The sequence below is a fragment of the Bacillus infantis genome (genome assembly GCF_020171945.1).
GTDB lineage: Bacteria > Bacillota > Bacilli > Bacillales > Cytobacillaceae > Bacillus_AB > Bacillus_AB infantis_A.
This window is the reverse complement of sequence record NZ_JAIVAP010000033.1, coordinates 1-21,562: the sequence shown is the minus strand read 5'-3', so window position 1 is coordinate 21,562 and position 21,562 is coordinate 1. Positions and strand designations below refer to the sequence as shown.

The window sequence follows — 21,562 nt, the reverse complement described above, 5'->3', positions numbered from 1 at the left end:
AAAAAGGATAAAAAATGATTAAAAAAGCCAGTTTACCGACCAAAATAGGGAAGGTAATCTGGCTTTTTTGTTTTAAGTCATGTTAAGAGTTGAAAAATGGGTAGATTTTCAGTGGCCTCGCTGAGTGCAGGGGGTTTTTTTGTGCAGTAAACCGGCTAATCTTGATTTCTTCTGGATAAACTCTATAAAACTTTTATTAAATAACATTAATCAAGTCGAAAAATATATTTATATTTAATTATATTATTGCATAAATATTAATATGTGTTAAAATTCATTGTAGTGAATATGTATTAACTTAGTGTTTTTACTTGAAATAGAAGGATATAACACTATAAAATACTACTAATTATGAAAATAATTAATTTTCTAAAAATTATAGGAGGAAAGTAAAATGAAGAAGAGTATGTTGCTGTTTTTGGTAAGTATATTGGCAGCTGGAATCCTGGCAGCCTGCGGGGCAAGTGAACAGCCGGCTTCAAGCGGCGGGGAAGCGGGCGATTCTGGCTCTGATGATGAAAAGGTGCTGATTATGGGTACATCGGCTGATTATCCGCCATTCGAGTACATTGATACAGCAAAAGGCGATGACATCATCGGTTTCGATGTTGATCTTGCAAATGCATTGGCAGAAAAGCTTGGCTATAAAGTTCAGGTTGAGGATATTGAATTCAGCGGGCTCGTTCAAGCGCTGAAATCCGGCCAGGTTGATATTGTATTGGCTGGGATGTCTCCGACTGAAGACCGCAAAAAGAATGTTGACTTTACAGATATCTACTACACTGCGAGACATATGATTGTGACAAAGAAGGACAGCGGGATTGAAAAGCTTGAGGATCTAAAAGGCAAGACAGTCGGCGTCCAGCTGGGATCCATCCAGGAAGGGAAGGCAAACGACATTGCTGAAGAGATTGATATCAAAGTTGAAAACCGCAACCGTATCCCTGAGATTGTTCAGGAGCTGATGACCGGCCGCTTTGATGCTGCCATTATTGAAGACACAGTAGCAACAGGCTATTTTGAATCAAATGAAGATCTCAATGGATTTGTCATTGAAGATGAAGAGGAGCTTGGATCTGCTATTGCCCTTCCGAAGGACAGCGAGCTGACAGACGATTTCAACAAAGCCCTTCAGGAAATGAAGGACAGCGGCGAGCTTGAAGAATTAGTACTGAAATGGTTTGGCGGAGAAGAGTGATTTTGTGGCGGATGTTCAGCAGGAATTCCTGCTGGACATTTTGCATCCGCTGGAATGGACAGCCTATCAGTCCAGGCAAGCGTACCGAATGGACAAGCTGCCTAAGATAAGCAGGCTGCCATTGAATGCGCCTCAGAAAGAGAGGAATGAGACAGGTTATGAATTTGGATTTTGCTCAGTTTATTCCGTCAATGCCATATATATTAAAAGGGATTGGCGTTACCCTGCAGATTGTACTGCTTGCTGGCCTTCTTGGCTTTGCACTCGGAATTATCCTTGCATTATTTAAGATAAGCTCTTTAAAGTATCTTGGCTGGCTGGCGGATGCGTATACCTCCATCTTTAGAGGAACGCCGCTGGTGCTCCAATTGATGCTCATTTATTATGGTTCTCCCCAGATCATCGGCTTCCAGATAGAGCCGTATGCAGCGGCAGTGCTGTCTTTCGGGCTCAATTCTGCAGCCTATATATCTGAGGTGATCAGAGCCGGGATACTGGCGGTGGACAAAGGGCAGCGGGAAGCATCCATGGCCCTTGGAATTCCTTATAAAAGGATGATGTGGGATATCATCCTCCCGCAGGCGCTGAAAAACATCCTTCCAGCCCTCATGAATGAATTTATCACACTTACGAAGGAATCAGCGATCGTAACAACGATAGGAGTCATGGATATTATGCGCCGTTCCTATCAGGTTGGCGCCCAGAAATATTCCTTCTTTGAGCCTCTTCTGATTGCTGGCCTGATTTATTATCTAATGGTCATCACATTGACGATCATCGGCAAAGCGGTTGAAAGGAGGATGAGGCGAAGTGATTAAAGTAGAGAATCTGCATAAAAATTTCGGCAGCCTGGAGGTGCTGAAAGGGATCAGCACAACGGTCCAGGATGGTGAAGTGGTGGCGGTCATCGGCCCTTCCGGCTCCGGGAAATCAACATTTCTGCGGTGCCTGAATCTGCTTGAGCAGCCGACGGACGGCAGGATATTCATCGGCAAAGAGGAAGTAACCGGCCGGAAAACGGATATTATGAAGGTGAGGCAGGAAGTAGGCATGGTTTTTCAGCACTTCCACCTGTTCCCGCATATGACAGCACTGGAGAATCTCACATATGCCCCGATGAAAGTAAAAGGAGTTTCCAAGCAGGAAGCTGAAAAAATCGGCACCGGGCTTTTGCAGAAGGTTGGCCTTTCAGAGAAGGCGAATGAATATCCGAACCGCCTTTCAGGGGGACAAAAGCAGAGGGTGGCCATTGCCAGGGCGTTGGCTATGCAGCCGGACATGATGCTGTTTGACGAGCCGACATCTGCCCTGGATCCCGAAATGGTCAAGGAAGTGCTGGACGTCATGAAATCCCTTGCTCACAGCGGGATGACCATGGTGATCGTAACCCATGAAATGGGCTTTGCCAAGGAAGTGGCAGACCGGGTCCTCTTTCTGGATGGCGGGGTTCTCGTAGAGGATTCTCCTCCGGAAGAGTTTTTCTCAAGCCCCAAAAGTCCGAGGGCAAGAGACTTCTTGCAAAAAGTGCTTTAAAACGTATAATTAGGAAGAAGGTGATCCCAGATCATCTTCTTTTTCAATTGGCCGGCTTTTCCCATGGCATCCCGGGGAGGCTTTACATAAGTTTATTTGCAGCCTGCAGGGATTTTCATAACTGCTGAATGGCTGCACATGTATAGGAGTGCATGATATGAAATTCAGAATAGGATACCGAACGATTAAAACTGCTGCCGGGACAGCTGTTTCCATTATCATTGCACAAATGCTTGGGCTTAATAACTTTGTATCTGCAGGAATACTGACGATTTTATGCATCCAGGTGACAAAAAAAAGGTCGCTGACAGCTTCCTGGGCGAGATTCCTTGCCTGCCTGCTTGCCATGATTTTTTCCACTGTGTTTTTTGAAGGCATTGCTTATCATCCGGCTGTCATCGGGCTGCTGCTGTTATTCTTCATCCCCACGGCTGTGATGCTGAAGGCAAGTGAAGGGGTGGTGTCAAGCAGTGTAATCACCCTGCATATTTATTCTGCCGGCGAGGTTACTGGCAGCCTGCTTTTGAATGAACTTGGAATCATCACTGTCGGGATAGGAGTGGCGCTGCTGGCGAATCTGTATATGCCAAGCCTTGACAGAAAGCTTGAAAAATATCAGCTTCAGATTGAAGAAAACTTCAAAAAGATATTTGATGAAATCATCATCTATCTCCGAACCAATGAAAGCGACTGGGACGGCAGGGAAATCACCGTCACAGAGAGGCTGATCTCGGAAGCCGAAACCCTTGCTTTCAGGGATGTTGAGAATCACTTCCTGCGCAATGAAAACTCCTACTACCATTATTTTAAAATGAGGGAAAAGCAATTTGAAATCATTGAAAGGGTGCTGCCGACCGTTACATCGATCGGCCTTACTGTGGAGCAGGGAGAGATTGTCGCTGATTTCATTGAAGAGCTTTCAGACAATATCCATCCCGGCAATACAGCGATCGTGTATCTGGAAAAGCTGCTGCGGATGAAACTTTCTTTCGAAGAGAGCGACCTTCCAAGAACAAGGGAGGAGTTTGAAGCGCGTGCGGCGCTCCTGCATTTCGTCAAAGAAATGGAACAATATCTGGTCATCAAAAGCTCCTTCAAAGGATTGAGAAAAGAGAAAAGTGCATAATACTTGGCCAGCCGGCAGATGCTATTCAAAAATGATACAGGCTGGTGAAATGGATGTTTAAAATGCTTTCGGTCCTTGCACTATCCTTTTCTCTTTCTCCAATCTGGCCGATCGGTCCCAATCCCCTTCCAGGAGACCCTTTCGTTATCATCAATAAACAGACGAATGAGCTTGCGCTTGTTGATGAAAACAGGGTCCAGACAGTTATAAGCGCTGCCACCGGCAAGACGGCTGATTTGACGCCAGAGGGACTTTTTACTGTAACGGTCAAGGCGAAGGAGCCTTATTACAGGAGAAAAAACATTCCTGGCGGTTCGCCTGAAAATCCTCTCGGATCAAGATGGATCGGCTTCGATGCTGAGGAGACGGACGGGCGGATTTACGGGATACACGGCACAAATGATCCGGGGTCCATCGGCAAATATGTCTCCTCCGGCTGTGTCCGTATGCAGAATGAAGCAATTGAGTCCCTGTATGAAATCATTCCAATCGGAACTAAAGTTTTGGTTGTATCAACCGGGCAAAGCTTTGAAGAGCTGGGAAAAGAATACGGTGCCATCAGCGAGCTGAATACAGTATGGCCTTAAAAGCAGTAAAATTCTTAAAATAAGAAAGTGAAGTGCCTGGAACGGAAATCAACATTCTCATTACCAAAAGAAATGATGGTAAAGCTTAAATTTCATTGAAGCTATCTATAATTTGAAAGGACCGCCATAAGGCGGTCCTTTTTTCGTTTCTATAAAAACATGGCTGCACCAACAGCAAGGGTGGATGCGAGCATGGCAAAAATCATTAAATAAACGATGATCTTGCGGAATTTTTTATTAGACAAGCAGGAGCCCCTCCTTCTGACATTCTAATCTATTACTCTATTCTACTAAGAAAACTCTAAATGAACAACCGCTCAATATTTGAAGGAATTTCGACATTTTTATCGAATATTAAGAGTATTATGCAAGCAGGGGGGTTCATAAATGATTAACAAAGTGGATCATATTGGAATCGCTGTCAGCTCGCTTGACAGTGCTCTTCCATTTTATACAGACGTGCTCGGCCTCGAGCTGCTTGGTGTGGAAGATGTCGAATCTGAGCAGGTTAGGGTGGCATTCCTTCATGCGGGAAATGCAAAGCTTGAGCTTCTCGAGCCTCTTGGTGAAGGTAGCCCAATAGCGAAATTCATCGGGAAGCGGGGGGAAGGCATCCACCATATTGCATTGGGTGTGGACTCTATCAATGAAAGAATAGCAGAGATAAAAGAAAAAGGCATCAGAATGATCAATGACGAAGCAAAGAAAGGCGCAGGCGGTGCGAAGGTGGCGTTTATCCATCCGAAGTCATCCGGAAGCGTACTTTATGAATTCTGCGAGAAGAAAGGACTGGAAGAAGCATGACGGACATCTATGAGAAAATCAATGAGCTGTACGACCGGCGCCGGGAGGTGGAACTGGGCGGAGGCGACGAGCGGATAGAGAAGCAGCATGAGAAAGGGAAGCTTACTGCCAGGGAGCGGATCGACCTTCTGCTGGACGAAGGAACCTTTGTGGAACTGAATCCCTTTATTGAGCATAGATCGACTGATTTTGGCCTTGACAGGGCAAAGGGGCCGGGAGACGGAGTTGTTACAGGTTATGGAAAGGTAAACGGCCGGCCTGTCTACTTATTCTCCCAGGACTTCACCGTATTTGGCGGCGCGCTTGGCGAGATGCACGCAAAGAAAATCGCCAATGTAATGGATCTTGCTGCCAAAAACGGCGCTCCCTTCATCGGGCTGAATGATTCAGGAGGGGCAAGGATCCAGGAAGGGGTTGTGTCGCTTGACGGCTATGGCCATATTTTCTACCGCAACAGCATTTATTCTGGCGTGATTCCGCAGCTTTCTGTCATTATGGGCCCATGTGCAGGGGGTGCCGTTTATTCGCCAGCCATAACAGACTTTGTTTTTATGGTCGAAAAAACGAGCCAAATGTTCATCACCGGCCCGAAAGTGATTGAGACCGTCACAGGCGAAAAAATTTCTTCAGAAGACCTTGGCGGCGCAGAGGTACATAATTCAATAAGCGGCAATGCCCACTTCATGGGCGGGACAGAAGAGGAAGTCCTCCAGCAGGTAAGAAGGCTTCTCAGCTATCTTCCCCAGAACAGCGAGGAAAAGCCGCCGCGGCTTTCAGCAGATGAAGAGGACGATTACCGGCCTGATCTGACTGACTGCATCCCATTTGACAGCCTGAGGCCTTATGATGTCCGCAAAGTAGTAGAACAGATTGTGGATGAAGGCTCGTTCATGGAGGTACAGCAGGATTTTGCCAGGAATATTGTTGTCGGGCTGGCGAGGATCAAAGGCGAACCAGTCGGGCTTGTCTGCAATCAGCCCAAGGTAATGGCAGGCGGGCTTGATATTGATTCTTCCGATAAGGCTTCAAGATTTATCCGCTTCTGCGATTCGTTCAACATTCCGCTCATTACCTTTGAAGATGTAACCGGTTTCTTCCCGGGCATCAAGCAGGAGCATGGAGGAATCATCAGGCATGGAGCCAAGATCCTTTATGCCTATTCTGAGGCGACTGTTCCAAAGCTGACCGTTATCCTCCGGAAAGCCTATGGCGGCGCCTATGTTGCCCTTAACAGCAAATCCATCGGCGCAGATCTTGTGTTTGCCTGGCCAAATGCAGAAATTGCGGTCATGGGCCCTCAAGGGGCAGCCAACATCATTTTTGCCCGCGAAATCCAGGGGAGCAGTAATCCCGAAGCAGTCAGGGAACAGAAAATCGAGGAATACCGCGAAAAGTTCGCCAATCCTTATGTGGCTGCCAGCCGCGGCATGGTGGATGATGTCATTGATCCCCGGGATACGAGGATCAAACTGATTCAGGCGCTTGAGATGCTCCGGAATAAAAAGGAGTCGCGGCCTGCCAAAAAGCATGGGAATATCCCCTTATAAGTGCTGTTGATTGGAGGGGCATTCTGCCCTTCCTTTTTTCATATAGAACCAGTCTGCATCCCTCTCCGCAGGCAGGCTCTCCGGTTGCTGTTGAATGATGTGAGCGGTATACTAAGTTAGTACGCATACATATTGGAGGTTTTAATTATGATCAATCAGGAGCGTTTACTAAATGAATTCCTGGAGCTTGTCCAGGTAGATTCTGAAACAAAGCATGAAGCAGAAATTGCCAAAGTCCTGAAAAAAAAATTCACTGATCTTGGAGTCGATGTTTTTGAGGACGATACGACTGCTGAAACAGGACATGGAGCCGGCAATCTGATTTGCACGCTTGAAGGCACAAAAGATGGGGTTGATACCATTTATTTTACTTCCCATATGGATACTGTCGTTCCCGGGAAGGGCATCAAGCCGTCAATTGAAGACGGTTATGTGGTGACTGACGGAACTACCATCCTTGGTGCTGATGATAAAGCCGGACTTGCGGTTATGCTGGAGGTAGTCAGGGTTCTTAAAGAACAGAACATTGAGCATGGGACCATCCAGTTCATCATCACAGTCGGCGAGGAGTCAGGTCTGGTCGGAGCGAAGGCGCTTGACCGTTCCCTTGTGAAGGCAAAGTTCGGCTATGCGCTCGACAGCGACGGCAGGGTTGGAAATATTATTGTAGCTGCTCCGACACAGGCAAAGGTGAAAGCAGTTATCCAAGGCAAAACAGCTCATGCCGGTGTGGCACCTGAGAAAGGTGTTTCTGCCATCACCATCGCAGCAAAAGCAGTTGCGCGTATGCCGCTTGGACGCATTGATGAGGAAACGACAGCCAATATCGGCAGATTTGAAGGCGGCCAGCAGACGAATATTGTTTGCGACCGAGTTGACATCCTGGCTGAAGCCCGTTCCCTTATTGGCGAAAAGATGGAAGCACAGGCAGCCAAGATGAAGGAAGCGTTTGAAAGCGCAGCAGAAGAAATGGGCGGCAAAGCCGATGTCGAAATCCAGGTTATGTACCCAGGCTTCAAATATGGAGAAGGGGATCATGTGGTGGAAGTTGCAAAGAAAGCTGCAGCAAAAATCGGCCGCAGCAGCGAACTTCTCCATAGCGGCGGGGGCAGTGACGCGAATGTGATTGCCGGCTTCGGCATCCCGACAGTCAACCTGGCTGTAGGCTATGAGGAAATCCATACAACCAATGAACGCATGCCGGTTGAAGAACTGAACAAGCTTGGGGAAATGGTTGTAGCAATCATCAATGAAGTTTCCGGCAATTAATTATCTTCGGGAGGGCCTGCGGGTCCTCTCTTTTTTTCTTTTTTACCTGAGGCACATTTTACACTGTTAGCCCCCGGGGTCGTAAAAAATATGGTATATTTGTAATAGATATACATAGACGCCAGGGACTTTTAGCGGACGGAGGGACAAAAAGCAATGGATGAAAATAAAAAAATGATTGTGTTTCAGGTGGGCAAAGAAGAATATGCGATCCCGATAGAATTCGTTATTTCCATCGAAAAGGCAGAGGATATCACACCGATACCTCATCTCCCGGCATATGTGAAGGGAATTTCAAAGGTCAGGGGTGAATTGATTCCTGTCATTGATTTTGAGCGTATTCTCTATGACCGCAGGCAGGCAGATTCTGATGCAGCCAGGATGATTGTGCTGCAGACAGAAGAGCTTTCCCTTGGGGCTTCGGTAGCCGAGGCCAAGGAAATTATCAACATACCAAAAGAAGCCATTAAGGAGATGGGACTGGCTGCCTATCAGAAAACTACCTACTTCAGCGGGGTAGCTGCTTTGGACAGCAGGCTCATCACTATCATCGATCCTCTCAGGCTTGTACAATCGCTTGAAGGAATCCGCGAAATCAAAGAGTTTATGAAAGAAAGGAAAGAAGAAACCGTCTAAGCTTTTCTATCAAAGATAAGTAAGTATACATCTTTTTCGATGTTATTACTGTCTGGCAGCTGCGCCTGCCCCCTCGTTCCTTAAGGGGTAAAGGCGCTTGCGCATTTCTGGAAGGGCCTGCTGCTGCAGGCCCTTTTGCTTTCTTAGCCTTGAGTGCGGAATTTTGATAAAATAAAACTATCATTAAGTCAGGGAAGTGCAGAGGCATGAGAGAACTATATCCAAAGAACGGGCGGGTCATTTTGCACGTCGATATGAACAGCTTCTATGCTTCAGTCGAAATGGCCTATAATCCTGAGCTGAAAGGGAAGCCTCTGGCAATTGCGGGAAATGCAGAAGAGCGAAGGGGAATAATCGTCACATGCAGCTATGAAGCAAGAAAGTTCGGTGTCAGGACAACAATGCCCTTATGGGAGGCCAAAAAACTGTGCCCGCAGCTGATCGTTATGACGCCGAATTTTGAACGGTACCGTGCTGCCTCTATGGGAATGTTCAATATCCTTAGCCAGTATTCCGGGCTTGTTGAGCCGGTCTCCATCGATGAAGGTTATGTCGATATCACAGAGAGCTATGAGTATGGAGCACCGCTTGAAATTGCCGGGAGCATCCAGAAGCAGATACTCGATCAGCTTGATCTGCCCTGCAGCATAGGGGTGGCCCCCAATAAATTTCTTGCAAAGATGGCTTCTGATATGAAGAAACCGATGGGCATCACCGTGCTGCGGAAACGCGATATCAGGAATATCCTTTGGCCAATGCCTGTGGAGGAAATGCATGGGGTCGGCAAAAAGACAGGCGAGAAGCTGCGCACCCTCAATATTGAGACAATCGGCGGCCTTGCGGAAGCAAACGAGCTCCAGCTTAAAGGATTGCTTGGAATCAATGGCCAGCGCCTGAAAGAGAGGGCGAATGGGATCGACCGCAGGCCGGTAGACCCGGAGTCTGCAGCTGAATTTAAAAGTGTCGGAAATTCTACTACGCTTCCAAGGGATGTGTCCAACCAGCAGGAGCTCTTTAAGGTGCTTGATATGCTGTCGGAAAAGGTAGCTGTCCGCCTGAAGAAAAAGAAGGTATATGCATCAGCGCTGGGCATCACCATCCGCTATAAAGACAGAAAGACAATTACAAGGAGCCGGAAGCTGGATAACCCTGTCAGCTTAAAGGAAGATCTGGCTGCTTTCAGCCGGAAGCTGTTCATTAAGCATTGGAATGGAGATCCCGTCCGCCTCCTCGGGGTTACGGCTCAGGAACTTGTGGAACAGGACCAGGCTGTCCGCCAGCTTGATTTATTTTCTTATGAAAAAGAGGCCAGGAAAGAGCCGCTTTTCAAAACCCTGGCCGATCTGCGGACCAAATTCGGGGATAAAATCATCGACCTTGCCGGAGCTGCGGGCGATGAGGCGGACAAACCTGTAATTGGGACAGATACCAGCTTCAATAAAGATTTCCTCCAGGGTACGGGAAAACGCCAAATCCACCATCCGGCTCAAAAAGATCACGAATAATGTTTATAAAAGGAATGGAACGTCAAACTAAGAAGGGAAAGTCCAAGTTTGATTAGTTGCATTCCTTTTGCCGTTTTGAGACATTATTATTGGCAGCAGCCTTCCTGGGGAACGGCTTGCCGGCAGTAGAAACCAGCTTCAGAAGCAGAAAGGGAGAATAAAATGACTAAACAGGAAATAGGAGTTATCGGCCTTGCCGTTATGGGAAAAAACCTTGCCTGGAACATTGAAAGCAGGGGATACGCTGTTTCTGTCTACAATAGATCATCCGAAAAAACGGAAGAAATGCTCAGAGAATCCGAAGGGAAGAATATTACAGGAACCTACTCTATTGAAGAGTTTGTCAATTCCCTTGAAAAGCCGCGGAAAATCATGCTGATGGTCAAAGCGGGCGGCCCTACGGACGCAACGATTGAACAGCTTAAGCCACATCTTGAAAAAGGCGATATACTGATAGATGGCGGAAACACCTTTTTCGCCGATACACAGCGGCGAAATAAAGAGCTGAGCGAGCTTGGCATCCATTTTATCGGAACCGGGGTTTCCGGAGGAGAAGAGGGCGCACTGAAAGGGCCGTCAATCATGCCTGGCGGGCAAAAGGAAGCCTATGACCTCGTCGCACCGATCTTTAAGGATATCTCTGCAAAAGTGAATGGCGAGCCGTGTACAACGTACATAGGCCCGGATGGGGCAGGACATTATGTGAAGATGGTCCATAATGGAATCGAGTATGGAGACATGCAGCTGATCTCCGAATCTTATTTTCTTCTTAAAAATGTACTCGGCTTGTCGGCGGAAGAGCTGCACACTGTCTTTGCAGACTGGAATAAGGGCGAGCTTGACAGCTATCTGATTGAGATTACAGCAGATATATTTACAAAAAAGGATGAGGAAACAGGCAAGCCGCTAGTGGATGTTATCCTTGATACAGCAGGCCAAAAGGGCACAGGTAAATGGACAAGCCAAAGCGCTCTTGATCTGGGGGTCCCGCTTCCGATTATCACCGAGTCCGTCTTTGCGCGCTTCATTTCCGCCATGAAGGAGGAGCGTGTCCATGCGAGCAAGCTTCTGAAGGGACCTGAAGCTAAGCCCTTTGAAGGAGACAGGGAAGCATTCATTGAGTCTGTCCGCAAAGCACTATATATGAGCAAAATCTGTTCTTATGCACAGGGATTTGCCCAGATGCGGGCGGCATCCGATGAATACAGCTGGGACTTGAAATATGGCGATATCGCCATGATCTTCCGCGGAGGCTGCATCATCCGCGCCCAGTTCCTGCAGAAAATCAAAGAAGCCTATGACAGAGAACCAGGTCTTAAGAATCTATTGCTTGACCCGTATTTCAAGGAAATTGCCGAGAGCTACCAGGCTGCCTTGCGGGAAATCATTGGCGCTGCCGTACAGAACGGGATCCCGGTTCCATGCTTCTCAGCGGCGCTCTCTTACTATGACAGCTACCGGACTGAAACACTGCCGGCCAATCTTCTCCAGGCACAGCGGGATTATTTTGGGGCCCATACGTATCAGCGTACCGACAAAGAAGGCACGTTCCATACAAACTGGATTTAAATTATATGCGAAAAGCCGCCTGGATGAGGCGGCTTTTGTATGCAGATGAGCCCCCTCCGGTTTTTCGGAAGGGGCTCATCTATTATTTGGAGTTATATGCAGGGTGCGCCTGTACAGTCGCCTCCGCAATTCGTATAGTCCAGCTCCGGCGGCTAGAGCCTCGAGTCATAAGCCAATCAGGCCAGAAGGTTAAAGAACAACCTTCCGTCCTGCTCGTCTTATGCTGGGCCCGCAGGATGCGGGTCATGCAGGCGTTGCCACAGGACGTGGCGTTTTTAGCCTGCGTTCTTTAATTCTGGGCAAGCCACCTCCGCATTTCTTTTAGCAATTATCAACGTCTAAGTCTGCCACAGGCCACCAGGAGAATCCTTCTTTTTCAAGCAGCTGGTCTGCTTCTTTAGGCCCCATTGTCCCGGCTTCATAGTTAGGGAAGTTTTCCGCTTTATGGTTTTCCCATACCTCGGAAATTTTGTCCACGAAGCTCCAGGATAATGCAACCTCATCCCAGTGGGTAAAGTTAGTGGCATCGCCCCTCATGCAGTCATACAGAAGCTTCTCATATGCTTCAGGCGTGTTAATGCCGCTTCCGCTTTTATTCGAGAAGTTCAGCTTCACCTGATTCGCTTCAAGCTGGTTTCCTGACTTTTTGGCATTAAGGTGAAGCGTGATTCCTTCATCAGGCTGGATGTGGATGATCAGCAGATTCGGATTGACTGTCTGTCCTGTTTCATAGTACAAGTTCATCGGTATATCCTTGAATTGGATGACAATCTTCGTTGACTTTACGGCCATCCTCTTTCCGGTTCTGATGTAGATCGGTACGCCGGCCCAGCGGAAGTTGTCGATAGTCAATCTTCCTGCCACAAAAGTTTCGGTATTGGACTCGCTGTCTACCATCGGTTCCTCGCGGTATCCCGGCACTTTTTCGCCGTCAAGCTGGCCTTTGCCATACTGGCCGCGCACGAAATGCTCATGGACCATTTCGCCCTCAAGCGGACGCATCGCACGGAGGACCTTTACTTTCTCTGAGCGGATCTCATCTGTCGTCAAACGGATCGGCGGCTCCATCGCAAGCAGTGCCACCATTTGCAGCATATGGTTCTGGACCATATCTCTTAAGGCCCCGCTCTTTTCGTAATAGCGGCCGCGCTCTTCTACCCCAAGGACCTCGCTTGATGTCACCTGGATATTGGAAATATGGCGGTTGTTCCAGAGCGGCTCAAACAGCGCATTGGCAAAACGAATTACCTCAATATTCTGGACCATTTGTTTACCAAGGTAATGGTCAATCCGGTAAATTTCGTCTTCAGAAAAAGCATGCCTGATCTGGCTGTTCAGTTCTTTGGCAGACTCAAGATCATGACCGAACGGCTTTTCAATGACAAGGCGCTTAAATCCGTCTGTTTCGGTCAAGCCATCCTGCTTCAGATGAACAGCAATGGTGCCGAAGAATTCCGGTGCCATGGCCAGATAGAAAATACGGTTGCCTTCCAGGCCATAAGTAGTATCAAGATCTTCAGCCATTGACTTTAAAGCTAGATATGAGCTTGAATCTGTTACATCATGTGAGTGATAGTAAAAATGAGATGCAAACTCATCCAGCCTGGTGCTGTCCTTTATCGCAGACTGAACGGAATTTTTTACATTTTCCTGAAATTCCTCGTTGGAAAGCGGTCTTCTTGCAACTCCTACGACAGCAAAACGCTCTGAAAGATTTCCCTTTTCAAAAAGCCTGTAAAGGGAAGGGAACAGTTTACGGTTGGCAAGGTCGCCGGTAGCTCCGAAAATCATGATTAATCCTGTTGGTTTTTCGTTCTGTTTCACGGTACATAAACCTCTCTTCAACAAAATTTCAATATATGTAAGTTCTTATGCTGTAGGCCTGCAGCGGGATTTATCTTTAAAAAAGCTCTTTTTATGCCGGCAGGCTCACTGGATTGGCAACCGGGATGAAGCCCCTGACACAAACAAAGGCTATAAAAAGTCTTCCATTAAAAGAACACCCATACAAGTATAAAATTTTATAGCTTTCACAATGAAATCGCAAATAATATGCGCCTTTCTCCTGCGAAAGCGCTGCCTTTGGCTGCTGCCTGATTAGTTTCCGCAGCAGGGCGGAAAACTATCCGTATTTTATGGGGATGAAGACGGGGAGGACCTTTCTCCCGGCATTTATGATATAGTGTTGATTATAAAAACGAGATTTAACGGCAAGTGGACATATTTTCACCAAGTAAAGGGGGGGCACGGGTGGATTTACTATTTTTAGGAACGGGGGCAGGAATACCGGCCAAGCTCAGAAATGTTACCTCAATGGCATTGAAGCTTCTGGAGGAGCGGGGGACTGTCTGGCTGTTTGACTGCGGCGAGGCTACCCAGCATCAAATCCTGCATACATCACTGAAGCCCCGGAAAATTGAAAAGATTTTTATAACCCATATGCACGGCGACCACATATACGGGCTTCCCGGACTTCTTTCAAGCCGCTCCTTCCAGGGAGGCGAGACAGAGGTGGAGGTGTATGGGCCCAAGGGTCTGAAAGATTATATTGAGATCAGCCTTTCGGTGAGCGGGACCTATTTGAAGTATCCATTAAAGGTTATTGAGGCAGAAGAGGGGGTTGTTTTTGAAGATGAGGATTTTAAAGTGGAGGCAAAGCTTCTTGACCATGGAATCCCTTCTCTTGGATACAGGATCGTGGAAAAAGACAAACCGGGCACTCTCCAGGCTGACAAGCTAAAGGATGCCGGAGTCATGCCGGGTCCGGTTTACAGGGATATCAAAAATGGAATTCCTGCTGTACTGGCGGACGGCACTGTGCTGAATCCCGCGGATTTTCTCGGTCCGGATATCAAAGGGAGGATCATCACGATCCTGGGTGACACAAGGATGTGCGCAAACGCCCTTAATCTTGCCAAAGATGCTGATCTGCTTGTCCATGAAGCGACCTTCCAGGCGGGCGAAGAAACAATGGCACGCGACTATTTTCATTCCACTACCGTGCAGGCTGCGGAAATAGCCAAACAGGCCAACGCAAAGAAATTGTGCCTCACACATATCAGTGCACGCTATGAAAGAGCAGACTGGGCAATGCTAACTAATGAAGCGCGCGCTGTGTTCCCGGCTGCTGATATAGCAGAGGATTTTAAGGAATTCCATATCCCGGTCAATAAGTAAGGGGGAGAAAGCTTGAAGACACTTTATATCGTCCGCCATGCCAAAGCCGAAGGCCAGCCGTTTGAATCCACGCTGACTGAAGAGGGAAGAAAGCAGGCAGTGAAGCTTGCCGGGTTTTTTAAGGACAAGCCTGTTGATTTTATCTATTCAAGCCCATTCATCAGGGCGCTGGAGACGGTCGGGCCGCTTGCAGAGTCTAAAGGGCTTGATGTTTCTGCTGATTCCCGGCTTGGGGAAAGGGTGCTGAGTTCTCTCTATTTTGATGACTGGCAGGATAAGCTTATGCAGAGCTTTGATGATTTCGCACTTCGCTTTGAAGACGGAGAAACCCAGGAAGAGGGGATGGCAAGGGCTGCATCCATCTTAAAAGAAGCCCTCCAGCGCCCCGAGGAGTACATACTGCTTGCCAGCCACGGAAATCTTAGCACGCTCCTGCTCAGATATTTCGATGAACAGAGCGGCTATGATGTGCTGATGAAGATGTCCAATCCTGATGTTTTCAGGATTGCCATCACTGACGAGGGACATGTGCTGGAGCGGATTTGGGCGGAAGAATGAAAGAAGAGCGTACAGCCATATGCGGGCTGCACGCTCTTTTTGTATCTGAGGAGGGCAAGCACCCTCCGCTTTTCTTATTGTCCAGCTCCAGCGGCTAGAGCCTCGAGTCATAAGCCACGGCAGAATTAAAGGCAAAGAACGCCTTTTATTCTGCCGCGTCTTATGCTTGTCGGCTCTGGGCAAGCCGCTTCCGCTTTTCTTACCACCCTCTATCATATTGTTTCGGGGGTTCGATTTCGGTGCCGAGCTGTTTGGCTGCGGTTTTTGGGAAGTATGGATCGCGGAGCAGCTCACGTGCGATGAAGATGAGGTCTGCCCTGTCGTTTTGCAGGATCTCTTCAGCCTGCAGGCCGGATGTAATCAGGCCGACGGCGCCTGTCGGGATGTCTGCTTCATTTTTGATGGTTTCCGCGAATTTGACCTGGTAGCCGGGATAAGCGTGAATGCGGGCCGGCACGAGTGCTCCGGAGCTTACATCGATCAGGTCGATGCCCTGCTCCTTCATCCAGCGCCCGAACGTTACATAGTCCTCGATATCAAGTCCGTTTTCATTGTAGTCGCTCGCTGATACCCTCACAAAGAGCGGTCCGTCCCAAACAGTCTGGATGCTGTCGATGACTTCCCTCAGGAAGCGGTAGCGGTTTTCTGCAATCCCGCCGTACTCATCTTCCCTGAGATTGGATAGGGGAGATAGAAACTCATTGATCAGATAGCCGTGGGCCGCATGGATTTCAATTACCTCAAATCCGGCTTTCTTTGCACGGACAGCTCCTTCCTTGAAGGCATCAATCGTCTCTTTAATCTCTTCTTTTGTCATTTCTTTCGGCATTTTCATTTTTTCATTGAATGCCACGGCAGATGGAGCAATGATTTCGCCATCGATCACCGCTTTTCTGCCCGCATGCGCAAGCTGGATGCCGGCACGGGTGCCATGTTCTTTCATCATGCCTGTCAGCTGCAGCAGCCCCTCGATATGATCATCGCTCCAGATCCCGAGATCCTGGGGAGAAATGCGGCCCTGCGCCGTTACAGCGGTCGCTTCTACAATAATCAGGCCAACCTGTCCGACAGCCCTGCTTGTATAATGGGTCAAATGCCAGTTTTCTACTTTTCCATCTTCATTATGGCTGGAATACATGCACATCGGCGCCATGACGATGCGGTTTTTTAGTGTGACGTCTTTCACTGTGTACGGAGAAAATAGCTTTGTGTCCATAATTGCCTCCTTCTTATTTCGTGCAGCTAAACACTTTTAGTATAGCAGGGGGCAGAAGGGAAGGAAAAAGAAAGCGCTCGCGCTTATTGATTTTCTTGGCGGAGCTCCTTCAGGCTGTATTTTGTACCCCGCCAGACGATGCCGCCCCTCTTAAACGTTAAGAAACTCGCGCGCATGATGCTGTAGATGAAAAGAAGCGCCGTTAACGGAAAAACGAGAAAAAGGGCGGGCGAAAAGGGGGTCATGCGGTTTGAAATCATCGTATAAAGGCACCCCAGCAGAATGATGTTTGCTGCACTGAGCCCCATGACAAGCCGATCTGGCGAAAAAACGGCAAAGAAGGGAAGCACCTGGGAAATGAAAGTGCCGGCAATGGCCAAAAGCACCATGCTGATCCGGTAATGGAGGCCGGCGAATGTATTTTTCTCAAGGCCCCTGAATGCTTCCCCCAGGCTTGTATACCATTCGACTTCAAGCAGTTCCAGCGCTGCAGCAATTTTCTGCCTGTACCCGAGACGCTTCATCAGCATCCCGAGCATCAGGTCATCATCCGGCCTCATCCGGATGGATTCGTGTGTGCCGGCATCTTCGTAAGCTTTTTTGCAAATAAGGTTGAAGGCGCCGATCCCGATCCCCGTTTTCGACTCCGGCCTGTTGGCCAGCCAGGGGCGTTTATAATAGGAAAAACCGAAAAGGAAAAAGCCGATGAACGCTTTAAGCCAGAAGCTATGTGCTTTTAAAGCCGGAGCTGCTGTAAGATGATCCAGACCATGGCGCCTGAAATAGGCAAGTGCCCTGCCGATGGCATCTTTCCGGAATATCACGTCAGCATCAGTAAAGAGGAGTATATCTCCCTTTGCCATTCTTGCTCCTCTGCAGAGGGCATGGTTTTTCCCGAGCCAGCCATCAGACAGTTCATTGATATGAAGCACCCTGACCCTTGCATCTTCCAGGGCAAGCTTTTCCATGATCAGACCTGTGCCATCCTCTGACCGGTCATTAACAAGGATCCATTCGACATGTGTGTAATTTTGTGCAAGCTGGGTGCGGATGCTCTCTTCAATCACGGCTGCTTCATTTCGTGCTGCTGTGACAATTGACAAAAGAGGGCCGGAAGCCAGCTCTTCTTCATCCTCAAGCCGGTCTAGCCTCCGCAAGCCCCAAAAGGCATCAGCTATGGCGCATATCCAGATGACGATGCAGAGTGCCAGAAGAATGGCCAGCATTTCTTTCACTTCCTCCCTGTGTTTGGCTCCATTTTAAGGAATGGGGGAGAGATGTTCAACTTTGGCTATTCTTCTGCCGCAGCTCCTCTGTAATCGCTGCACCAAGGCGTCCGGACTGAAGGGCAGCTTCTTTAATGCATAATCTGAAGGCCTCCTGGACGCCATGGCTGTCGAGCACGCGGATCCCGGCCTCTGTTGTGCCTCCAGGGCTGGTGACATTCCTCCGCAGCTCTTCTGGATCTTTATCAGAGCGGGCTAGCATGGCCGCTGCGCCTGCCAGTGTCTGGATGATGAGCTCCTTTGCTACCGGCTGGTCAAGGCCGGCCTCGGCAGCGCTTTTCTCCATCGCTTCCGCTAAATAATAGATATAGGCAGGGCCGCTCCCCGACAGGCCGGTCACTGCGTCCAGCTGTTCCTCCTCCACAAATACCGCCGTCCCCACGGTCTCGAAAATTTCCCTGGCGAGTGCGGCCTGTTCCTGGGTGGCTTTAAGGTTTGCCGCCAGGGCTGTGGCCGATTTGCAGACAGCTGCAGATGTATTAGGCATGGCCCTTATGATGGCAGGCTTGAGGCGGGAGAGTCTTTCAATGCTCTCAATCGGCACCCCGGCAAGGACAGAAATGATCAGCATACTTTCATTCAGATAAGGAACAAGCCGCTCCATCGCTTCTGCCGCATCCTTTGGCTTCATGGCCAGGATGACTGCTTCCGCTCCGGACAGCACCTCCTCCATGCTGTGGGTGGCGTGTACCCCATAAGTGCCTGCCATTCTTTCAAGCCGCTCCTCATTGCTTTTATTGGTTACAAAAATACGCTCAGCTTTTACAAGCCCGTTTTCTATCATTCCTGCAATCAGTGCTTCCGCCATGGATCCTGCCCCGATGACCGCCAGTTTCCTCATAGTGATCAAATCCTTTCTGTTTTTGGTCCGTTAAAAATAAAAAGCCCTCCGTCCAGTAAAGGACGAAAGGCTTTGCTTCCGTGGTACCACCTTCATTCACCAGGCCCGTCATTGATCCAGGTCTGGTGCAGCTTAGCGCCCGTTAACGCCGGGACGGGACGTCAGGTTTTCCTGACAGCTCATAAGGTAGGTTCAATGTTCAAGCGGGCGGTGAAGCCTTTCAGCCGGCGGGCTTCACTCTCTTTCGCCATTTCCCATTTACTGGCCCTATTCAACGCTTCGTTCTTTATAAAAAAGATGTTTTTGTGATTATGCAAGAAAAGGAGCGGCCCTGTCAATAGGCTTTCATCATGATTTTTTTAACCGCTCAAGAAAAGTTATGTGAAAATAATGACAATTTCCTTGAATAAAGTTAAACTTACAGTATATACTGTCTGCCAATTTTCCAAAGTATACATAGATTCTGTGTTTTTCCGGCAGCAGCCCTGTTTATTTTCCGCTGAAATGATGGTGCTGCTGGAGAAGCCGGTGTTTTTATATCCATTACTTTATTTAAATATAATTTCAAGGAGTTAAGAAAAATGGCTGAATGGAAGAATGATATCGCGAAATTAATCATCCCCACCCCTTTTCCGGTGGGAGATGTGAATGTTTACCTGATTAAAGGCGACAGGCTGACTTTGGTGGACGCCGGCCCCAAAACAGAAGAAGCATGGGAAGCGCTGAACCATCAGCTGAAGGAGCTGAAGCTGAAGCCGCAGGATATTGAACAGGTGATCCTCACCCATCACCATCCTGACCATGCCGGCCTGCTTGATTATTTTTCCCCTGAACTCGAGGTTTACGGACATCCTTCAAATGAACGCTGGCTGAACAGGACAGAGGCCTTTTTTGATATGCATGACCGCTTTTACAGGGGGCTTTTCCGCGAATTTGGCATTCCGGATGCTTATTTGCCATTCATTGCCCTGATGAAGAAAACGCTTAGATTTTCCTGCAGCCGCTCTCTTACCGGCTCGATCTGCGAAGGCGATGAACCGCCAGGCCTGCCGGGCTGGAGTGTGGTGGAAACCCCGGGGCATGCACAAAGCCATATAGGCCTGTACCGCGAAAAGGATGGCACTTACATCGGGGGAGATCATCTGCTTGCCAGTATTTCTCCGAATCCCCTCCTCGAGCCCCCGCTTCCTGGTGAAACAGAACGTCCAAGGCCGATGCTTCAATATAATGAGTCACTGAAAAAGCTGCTGGAGATTCCTATCAGCCTTGTGTATTCGGGCCATGGACCTGAAGTGAGCGAAGTTCCTCCGCTGATTGAAAAAAGACTCGGCCGCCAGCATGACCGGGCAATGCAGGTCAAGGGATGGCTTGAGGAAGAGCCGCTTACTGCCTTCCAAGTATGCCAAAGGCTGTTTCCGGCTGTTTATGAGCGGGAATTCACCCTGACTCTCTCGGAGACGGTAGCCCAGCTTGACTATTTGGAGTCTTTAGGGGAAATTGTTATCAAGGAGGAAGACGGCGCCTTCTTTTATACAATTGCTGAATGAGGTGGTTTTTTGCTGTCAGGACGTCTTAGAGATAAAAATATTGTCATCACCGGGGCATCAGGAGGCATCGGAGCGGAAATGGCTGCCCTTTGCGCGGAAAGAGGAGCGAGGCTGTGGCTTCTTGCGCGGAATCAGGAAAAGCTGGAGGAGATTGCCGGTGCACTTGGAACCCGCTATGGTGCTGAAGTAAATACAGACCGGTTGGATGTTTCTGATGCAGAGGCGGTCCAGTCTGTTTTCGCCCGGATCCTGGGCGAGTGGGGACATGTCGATGTTCTCGTGAACAATGCCGGTTTCGGGGTTTTCCGGGAAGCGCACGAAGCGCCGATCGAGGAAATAAAGGGAATGTTTGATGTGAATGTCATCGGGCTGATGGCCTGCACGAGCATGGTCCTGCCTTCTATGAGAAGCAGGAGGAGCGGGCATATCATAAACATCGCATCCCAGGCAGGGAAGATCGCTACGCCAAAATCGAGCGTATATTCTGCCACAAAGCACGCAGTTTTGGGCTACTCGAACAGTCTCCGGATGGAGCTTGCCGATCTGGGGGTGCATGTGACGGCAGTCAACCCGGGCCCGATTGCCACTAACTTCTTTAATATTGCAGATGAAAAAGGGACTTATGTGAAAAATGTCCAGCGTTTCATGCTGCAGCCGCGCTATGTGGCAGAAAAAGTGGTGGACAGCATGCTGACCGGGCGCAGGGAAATCAACCTTCCGCGCTGGATGAATGCCGGCAGCACCATCTATGCCCTTTTCCCGCGCCTTTTTGAAAAGGCCGGCCGGCGGGCATTCAATAAAAAATGAGTGCGGGGTTATATGTCCCGTACTCATTTTTGGAGAGTCATGTTATAGTGCCTGCCAGTTTTGCAGAGTTGCTAATATACTGGGGAAGTTGCTAATAAAACCGGAAAGTTGCTAATATACTGGAAAACTTGCTAATAAAATAAAAAGGTTGCTAATAAACTGAAAAACTTGCTAATAAAAGTCAAAAGGCCGCTCTCCGCCAAACAGACAGGGCCCTCCAGCAGAGGGTCCCGTTTGTTTTGTGTGCCGGGCATGTTCATCAACTAGGCGGTGCAAGTCCGCTATGGGCGTTGGGATATGCGAACCATTAGCTGAAGGCAAGGGTGTCCACGGTGACGTGGAATCTGAAGGAAGCC

General features: G+C 48.6%; 20 protein-coding genes. 15 read left to right on the top strand and 5 right to left on the bottom strand.

The features are described from left to right. Nucleotides 1-394 precede the first annotated feature (394 nt). The 5 genes from LCM00_RS24180 (at nucleotide 395) to LCM00_RS24160 (ending at nucleotide 4,444) form a co-directional block, all read left to right on the top strand. The gene (locus LCM00_RS24180; RefSeq protein ID WP_224906763.1) at nucleotides 395-1,198 is read left to right on the top strand and encodes a transporter substrate-binding domain-containing protein; all 804 of its coding nucleotides are present in this window, start codon (nucleotides 395-397) and stop codon (nucleotides 1,196-1,198) included. Between the two features lie 158 nt (nucleotides 1,199-1,356). Continuing rightward, nucleotides 1,357-2,016: an amino acid ABC transporter permease gene (locus LCM00_RS24175; protein WP_224906768.1), complete on the top strand. Its 660-nt coding sequence runs from the start codon at nucleotides 1,357-1,359 to the stop codon at nucleotides 2,014-2,016. Beyond that, on the top strand, nucleotides 2,009-2,731 hold the full coding sequence (locus tag LCM00_RS24170) for an amino acid ABC transporter ATP-binding protein (protein WP_009794988.1): 723 nt from the start codon (nucleotides 2,009-2,011) through the stop codon (nucleotides 2,729-2,731). Before LCM00_RS24175 ends, LCM00_RS24170 begins: the two co-directional genes overlap by 8 nt. A gap of 157 nt (nucleotides 2,732-2,888) precedes the next feature. After that, nucleotides 2,889-3,857, top strand: a complete 969-nt coding sequence (locus tag LCM00_RS24165; RefSeq protein WP_224906761.1) for an aromatic acid exporter family protein — start codon at nucleotides 2,889-2,891, stop codon at nucleotides 3,855-3,857. Between the two features lie 62 nt (nucleotides 3,858-3,919). Next, nucleotides 3,920-4,444, top strand: a complete 525-nt coding sequence (locus LCM00_RS24160; protein ID WP_404802191.1) for a L,D-transpeptidase — start codon at nucleotides 3,920-3,922, stop codon at nucleotides 4,442-4,444. A gap of 149 nt (nucleotides 4,445-4,593) precedes the next feature. On the opposite strand, the gene prli42 is transcribed toward LCM00_RS24160, so the two are convergent. Next, on the bottom strand, nucleotides 4,594-4,689 hold the full coding sequence (prli42, locus tag LCM00_RS24155; protein WP_022544171.1) for a stressosome-associated protein Prli42: 96 nt from the start codon (nucleotides 4,687-4,689) through the stop codon (nucleotides 4,594-4,596). 142 nt (nucleotides 4,690-4,831) lie between these two features. On the opposite strand from prli42, the gene mce reads away from it, so the two are divergent. From mce to gndA, 6 genes are all read left to right on the top strand, one after another. Continuing rightward, entirely contained in the window at nucleotides 4,832-5,248 is a 417-nt protein-coding gene (mce, locus tag LCM00_RS24150; protein ID WP_224906757.1) for a methylmalonyl-CoA epimerase, read from the top strand. Then, nucleotides 5,245-6,795 (top strand): acyl-CoA carboxylase subunit beta, encoded by a 1,551-nt coding sequence (locus LCM00_RS24145; RefSeq protein ID WP_224906755.1) that lies wholly within the window; start codon nucleotides 5,245-5,247, stop codon nucleotides 6,793-6,795. The genes mce and LCM00_RS24145 overlap by 4 nt, the downstream gene beginning before the upstream one ends. A 147-nt stretch (nucleotides 6,796-6,942) precedes the next feature. Further along, nucleotides 6,943-8,064 (top strand): M20/M25/M40 family metallo-hydrolase, encoded by a 1,122-nt coding sequence (locus tag LCM00_RS24140; RefSeq protein ID WP_224906753.1) that lies wholly within the window; start codon nucleotides 6,943-6,945, stop codon nucleotides 8,062-8,064. Nucleotides 8,065-8,220: 156 nt separating this feature from the next. Continuing rightward, entirely contained in the window at nucleotides 8,221-8,700 is a 480-nt protein-coding gene (locus LCM00_RS24135; RefSeq protein WP_224906751.1) for a chemotaxis protein CheW, read from the top strand. Nucleotides 8,701-8,906: 206 nt separating this feature from the next. Next, nucleotides 8,907-10,205, top strand: a complete 1,299-nt coding sequence (locus LCM00_RS24130; RefSeq protein WP_224906749.1) for a DNA polymerase IV — start codon at nucleotides 8,907-8,909, stop codon at nucleotides 10,203-10,205. Between the two features lie 162 nt (nucleotides 10,206-10,367). After that, nucleotides 10,368-11,774: an NADP-dependent phosphogluconate dehydrogenase gene (gndA, locus tag LCM00_RS24125; protein ID WP_224906747.1), complete on the top strand. Its 1,407-nt coding sequence runs from the start codon at nucleotides 10,368-10,370 to the stop codon at nucleotides 11,772-11,774. 321 nt (nucleotides 11,775-12,095) lie between these two features. Here gndA and zwf read toward each other — a convergent pair whose 3' ends face one another. After that, nucleotides 12,096-13,565, bottom strand: a complete 1,470-nt coding sequence (zwf, locus tag LCM00_RS24120; RefSeq protein WP_404802190.1) for a glucose-6-phosphate dehydrogenase — start codon at nucleotides 13,563-13,565, stop codon at nucleotides 12,096-12,098. A 459-nt stretch (nucleotides 13,566-14,024) separates the two neighbouring features. Between zwf and rnz the strand changes: the two genes are divergently transcribed. Further along, on the top strand, nucleotides 14,025-14,951 hold the full coding sequence (gene rnz, locus LCM00_RS24115) for a ribonuclease Z (protein WP_224906743.1): 927 nt from the start codon (nucleotides 14,025-14,027) through the stop codon (nucleotides 14,949-14,951). 12 nt (nucleotides 14,952-14,963) lie between these two features. Then, entirely contained in the window at nucleotides 14,964-15,509 is a 546-nt protein-coding gene (locus LCM00_RS24110) for a histidine phosphatase family protein (protein WP_224906741.1), read from the top strand. Between the two features lie 199 nt (nucleotides 15,510-15,708). Here the strand turns inward: LCM00_RS24110 and namA are convergent, their stop codons facing one another. The 3 genes from namA to proC all read right to left on the bottom strand — a co-directional run bounded on the left by namA (nucleotide 15,709) and on the right by proC (nucleotide 18,852). Further along, a complete protein-coding gene (gene namA, locus LCM00_RS24105) occupies nucleotides 15,709-16,725 on the bottom strand; it encodes an NADPH dehydrogenase NamA (protein WP_224906739.1) in 1,017 nt (338 codons plus the stop codon). 83 nt (nucleotides 16,726-16,808) lie between these two features. Further along, nucleotides 16,809-17,951, bottom strand: coding sequence for a glycosyltransferase (locus LCM00_RS24100; protein WP_224906765.1), 1,143 nt, complete (start codon nucleotides 17,949-17,951; stop codon nucleotides 16,809-16,811). Between the two features lie 55 nt (nucleotides 17,952-18,006). Next, nucleotides 18,007-18,852, bottom strand: a complete 846-nt coding sequence (gene proC / locus LCM00_RS24095; protein WP_224906736.1) for a pyrroline-5-carboxylate reductase — start codon at nucleotides 18,850-18,852, stop codon at nucleotides 18,007-18,009. A 581-nt stretch (nucleotides 18,853-19,433) separates the two neighbouring features. Here proC and LCM00_RS24090 point away from each other — a divergent pair. Both LCM00_RS24090 and LCM00_RS24085 read left to right on the top strand, forming a co-directional pair. Next, a complete protein-coding gene (locus LCM00_RS24090) occupies nucleotides 19,434-20,399 on the top strand; it encodes an MBL fold metallo-hydrolase (RefSeq protein ID WP_224906734.1) in 966 nt (321 codons plus the stop codon). A gap of 9 nt (nucleotides 20,400-20,408) precedes the next feature. Then, a complete protein-coding gene (locus LCM00_RS24085; protein WP_224906732.1) occupies nucleotides 20,409-21,206 on the top strand; it encodes an SDR family NAD(P)-dependent oxidoreductase in 798 nt (265 codons plus the stop codon). Nucleotides 21,207-21,562 lie beyond the last annotated feature (356 nt).

Coding starts and splice junctions, on each gene's coding strand:
- LCM00_RS24180 (WP_224906763.1), top strand. CDS start 395: ATGAAGAAGAGTATGTTGCTGTTTTTGGTAAGTATATTGGCAGCTGGA.
- LCM00_RS24175 (WP_224906768.1), top strand. CDS start 1,357: ATGAATTTGGATTTTGCTCAGTTTATTCCGTCAATGCCATATATATTA.
- LCM00_RS24165 (WP_224906761.1), top strand. CDS start 2,889: ATGAAATTCAGAATAGGATACCGAACGATTAAAACTGCTGCCGGGACA.
- LCM00_RS24160 (WP_404802191.1), top strand. CDS start 3,920: ATGCTTTCGGTCCTTGCACTATCCTTTTCTCTTTCTCCAATCTGGCCG.
- mce (WP_224906757.1), top strand. CDS start 4,832: ATGATTAACAAAGTGGATCATATTGGAATCGCTGTCAGCTCGCTTGAC.
- LCM00_RS24145 (WP_224906755.1), top strand. CDS start 5,245: ATGACGGACATCTATGAGAAAATCAATGAGCTGTACGACCGGCGCCGG.
- LCM00_RS24140 (WP_224906753.1), top strand. CDS start 6,943: ATGATCAATCAGGAGCGTTTACTAAATGAATTCCTGGAGCTTGTCCAG.
- LCM00_RS24135 (WP_224906751.1), top strand. CDS start 8,221: ATGGATGAAAATAAAAAAATGATTGTGTTTCAGGTGGGCAAAGAAGAA.
- LCM00_RS24130 (WP_224906749.1), top strand. CDS start 8,907: ATGAGAGAACTATATCCAAAGAACGGGCGGGTCATTTTGCACGTCGAT.
- gndA (WP_224906747.1), top strand. CDS start 10,368: ATGACTAAACAGGAAATAGGAGTTATCGGCCTTGCCGTTATGGGAAAA.
- zwf (WP_404802190.1), bottom strand. CDS start 13,565: ATGATTTTCGGAGCTACCGGCGACCTTGCCAACCGTAAACTGTTCCCT.
- namA (WP_224906739.1), bottom strand. CDS start 16,725: ATGGACACAAAGCTATTTTCTCCGTACACAGTGAAAGACGTCACACTA.
- LCM00_RS24100 (WP_224906765.1), bottom strand. CDS start 17,951: ATGCTGGCCATTCTTCTGGCACTCTGCATCGTCATCTGGATATGCGCC.
- proC (WP_224906736.1), bottom strand. CDS start 18,852: ATGAGGAAACTGGCGGTCATCGGGGCAGGATCCATGGCGGAAGCACTG.
- LCM00_RS24090 (WP_224906734.1), top strand. CDS start 19,434: ATGGCTGAATGGAAGAATGATATCGCGAAATTAATCATCCCCACCCCT.